Consider the following 4,122-nt stretch of genomic DNA (forward strand, 5'->3'; position numbering starts at 1 on the left):
CCCCGATTTTAAATCCCCTTATTTTAGCTTTATGTTCTTTGGACCCGAAAAATTTATGTATTTGTTTAAATAGTTGGCCACCTGGCTTAGAGTTTTCATCGAAAACAGCTACTTCAAGACCTATTTTTGCCGCTTCAATTGCAGCGGAAAGTCCTGCAGGTCCTGCACCGACTACTATAAGATCATATCTTTTCATATTCATCCCATCCTTTTTGCTATTCTATAATTAATATATATAAATTCAACTGAACTCTTCTGCTAGGTATCTAAGAAACTCATCTTTTTCTCTGCTATACTCTGTGCCCAAAATTCTGCATATTTTTCTAATTTATTTCTACTGATCTGTAACTAAAAACATAAGAAAATCAATAGTTTACAATAATTCTTTGAAAAGTGACTTTATTTAGTTTTATCTATTTTGCTTTTGCCGAGACACCATATTGAGTTTCCACTACCATTCCCTCTTCTAAGGGAGTAACACAGGTTCTTACATTTGCCTTACCATTAACCACCATAACACAGTCTGTACAACGTCCTATGGCACAGAATACTCCCCTTGGGGAATGCTTATGTGTATGTCTGTGAACCATGACACCTGCAGCTTTCAAAGCTGCAGATATAGGTTCTCCCTTATGTCCTTTTAACGGTTTCCCGTCCATTGTAAAATCTATCAATTCACCTTTTTCTATTTTCCCCAGTACCGGGTGTTCTTCTATTCTCATGTGGAGACCTCCTCCTAATTTTTAATTTTTTCAAGCCACGTTTTTTCTTTAGGCCAGCTCTGGTTTTTCCCAAAGGTTAAGTTTTGTACCAATACCTTTTTCCAGTGCATTTCTATATACTAACGTTCCCCATGCGATATCTTCAACAGGCATACCACCTACAGAGTATATTATTATCTCTTCGTCATTACGACGAGCAGGAACTGTTCCCATTAATATATCTCCAAGATCATGTATATCGTCTTTTTTAATTTTCCCTTCATGTAGTAAATCCATATTATAACAAGCAGGAATAGGGATAGTATGGAATGTCGGATATGGATATTCCTCTGCCCATGCTTCATATAGATGTAAACAATCTACAACTGTTCTAGATTTATTCACAATGAAATCTTCGTCAAATCTTGCTGAAGCAGGACAGCATATTACAGCTCCAGGTTTTACCCATTCCTCTTTTACATATGGATATTCGTCAAGGTTTCCAAGTGTTGCAGAGGTTGCTAGACACACAACATCTGCGTCTTTTAATGCTGATTCTATGTCAGCGACAACTTCAATATTCTTAACAGTTGGGAACTCCTCTTTTACATATTTTACAAATTCGTCTATGGAGCCTTGACTTCTACCTTTTATTTTCACTGTTTCAATTGTCGGTCTTACAGCCATAAATGAAGCCAGAGCCGTTTTCCCCATTACTCCCGGACCTACAATCCCACATACTTTTGCATCTTCACGTGCCAGATATTTCACACCAACTCCTGGAATAGCCCCTGTTCTGTAAGCACTGAGTACATTAGCTGACATGTGTGCTACAGGTGCACCGGTATCTTTATCATTGAGTGTCAGCATAAGAATTGATCTTGGCAAGCCCTTTTCCCTGTTGTTAGAGTTCGATCCGTACCATTTTGCTCCGGCCATATCAAATTTTCCTCCGAGATAGGCAGGCATAGCCATAAATCTTCTGTCAGGGCCGTCTAAAGGCATGTTAGGAAAAGGTGATTCTTCAGGAAAAGTTACCATACATCCATGAGAAAATCCATTTGATCCACCCATTCTGAAATCTCCCACCTTAAGGAGTTTAAACATCTCCTCCATAGCATCTACACATCCGCCCATATCCTTAACTCCCGCTTCAATCATATCCTTTTCACTTAAATAAATAAAATCAACCTTACTGTCTTTCATATTCATTTCCCCCCTAAAAAGTTATTTTTAATATTCATTTTCAATTAGCTTAAAACAGTTCCCAATTTTTTCTCATCACTATAATCTAGATCATCATTGTAATCTATATCAGAGCTGGTATCATCTTGAGCAATAACTTCTTCCATACTTATTGTCTCAAAAAGCCCCTTCTTCATAACAAACTTAACCCATACAAAACAATAAGCAATTAAAGCCACCATTAAGATTGCCGCGTTTGAATAGATAGCATTTCTTAAATCAGGTACATCTATAATGTGTGTCATCATGTATATCATTCCAATAATACCGATTATCTGAGGTAGTCCAAATAACTTGACACTGAAGCTTCTCTTGGCATCTGGATAACGCTTTCTAAGAACTAAGACATTTAAATGTGCCACTATGTAAGAAGCCATCCAGAACAGACACCCTGTCAGAATAAATATTATTAAGTCATCAGCCGAAGTAATACCTGTCAGTAAAGCCATTACAATTCCACCTGTAATAAGAAACAGTCCGTTATATGGCACACCATAACGATTTATTTTTGTAAAAGCCTTAGGAAGCATTCCTCCTTCAGCCATCCCCAACAGCATTCTAGGAATACCTGCAAGGATTGTATTCAGAGTACTTACAACTGCCCCTATACTGATTATAGTCATCCATCCAGTTCCTACTTTTCCTAACATAAGTCTTGCAAATTCCATATGAGGCTGGTTTGATGTCTGTAATATTTCATGAGGTACATAGTTGGAGATACCGAAGATCATAATAGACTGAACCACCATTAATATAAGCAAGGCTAGTATCATCCCTCTAGGAATGTCCTTCTCCGGTTTTTTCATATCCTTTGTCAGCGGTAATACAAATTCAACTCCAATAAATAACCAAAAAGCCAAGGCTGTCATAGAAACAACTCCAAGTCCCATAGGATTAAAAGCTTGATTTGTCTGGGTAACTACTTCACCTGAACCCAGTTTCAGAGCCCCCATTACACCTATTATGATCATGGAACCTATCATTACCACTGTAGTAATCATCTGAGTTCTTGCATAAGAACGAATTCCGAAAACATTAATTATAAATAAGAATAAAATAGATATAAGTGTAATCAACAGTGGACTGACATTGGGTAAAATAGATGAAGTTACTACAAACCCGATCATAGCTGCTTCTGAACTGGCTGCCAAAATCCCACATATGATATATCCTCCAATAACGGCAATCATGGAGACAAATGGACCCATTGCTGCTAATGTATACTGTCCCAATCCGCCAGTAACAGGCATTAACCCGTTGAGTTCCGCAAAAGAAAAAGCTACTAAAATATTTAATCCACAGGCAATAGCCAGAGCGATAATGAACCCTTTACCGGCGATACCCACACCCTGTGATAATGTTACTAAACAACTGGTTGCTACGATTAGACCAATACCTGCTGAAACTGCACTTGATAATCCTAATTTTTGATTTGTCATACTGTAACCTCCTATTAAATAATTAGTTAAAATATGCCCCTGAATATCCTATAATATTATTTTTTAGATTTTTGTTTCATTTTTTTGATTATTATTTGTGTTTTCAAAATATTATAGTGATAATCTCCTGATTTTGATTATCTCAATAGATCTAGAAATTCAAGAAAAGACTGTGAACAGATGCCAAAGAGTGAAAAGAGTTAAATAGAAAATTAAATAGTTGAATTCTCATATCATGAATTTAAAACTTCAGGAAGGATATTCATTTATAGAGCATTGATTATATCCGGTTTGAAACATACTTCTAAACCAAAATTTTAAAACTTCTAATAATAATTCCAAATCAATTTAAACTGAATTTTTATCACATCACCAATACATTAATAAAAAAAAGCCGAACTACTTTCATCTGATATTCAGAGAAAGTAAAACGACTTTGTATCTTTCCAGGATATTAAAGAGTTGTCTCTTTTTTTTGCTGATAAGATGCCATTTACTTTTTTATATAAAATATTGTTTAATGATGGATTATTCAGTATTTTATTAAAGTCAATTATCATAATTGTTATTGAAAACAGTTCCGGAAACTGACTTGTAAGATTTAATATACTATGATTATAAAGGATTTTTTTTTAAACCACAATGGTACAGAACTCTAAATTCTTTGTGACGCGTCACAAAGAACAGCATAAAATAAAAAATTAATTGGTATAACTTAAGCATTTAAGCATGCTATA

Annotated in this window: 4 protein-coding genes; all 4 read right to left on the reverse strand. The window is 35.4% G+C overall.

Features of this window, described 5'->3' with window-relative positions; genetic code table 11:
• On the reverse strand, positions 1-196 hold a 196-nt coding region (locus ABZA26_RS09180; protein ID WP_372714221.1), incomplete at its 3' end, for an FAD-dependent oxidoreductase.
• Between the two features lie 217 nt (positions 197-413).
• Complete coding sequence (locus ABZA26_RS09185) at positions 414-722, reverse strand: (2Fe-2S)-binding protein (RefSeq protein ID WP_372714222.1); 309 nt, start codon at positions 720-722, stop codon at positions 414-416.
• Positions 723-770: 48 nt separating this feature from the next.
• Positions 771-1,907, reverse strand: a complete 1,137-nt coding sequence (locus tag ABZA26_RS09190) for a tyramine oxidase subunit B (protein WP_372714223.1) — start codon at positions 1,905-1,907, stop codon at positions 771-773.
• A gap of 44 nt (positions 1,908-1,951) precedes the next feature.
• Entirely contained in the window at positions 1,952-3,385 is a 1,434-nt protein-coding gene (locus ABZA26_RS09195) for an APC family permease (RefSeq protein ID WP_372714224.1), read from the reverse strand.
• Positions 3,386-4,122: the final 737 nt, after the last annotated feature.

The sequence above is a fragment of the Ilyobacter sp. genome (assembly GCF_041583315.1).
In the GTDB taxonomy this organism is placed as follows: Bacteria; Fusobacteriota; Fusobacteriia; order Fusobacteriales; family Fusobacteriaceae; genus Ilyobacter.

Bases quoted from the DNA above. Each gene is read 5' to 3' on its own strand.
- ABZA26_RS09185 (WP_372714222.1), bottom strand. From the start codon at position 722: ATGAGAATAGAAGAACACCCGGTACTGGGGAAAATAGAAAAAGGTGAA.
- ABZA26_RS09190 (WP_372714223.1), bottom strand. From the start codon at position 1,907: ATGAAAGACAGTAAGGTTGATTTTATTTATTTAAGTGAAAAGGATATG.
- ABZA26_RS09195 (WP_372714224.1), bottom strand. From the start codon at position 3,385: ATGACAAATCAAAAATTAGGATTATCAAGTGCAGTTTCAGCAGGTATT.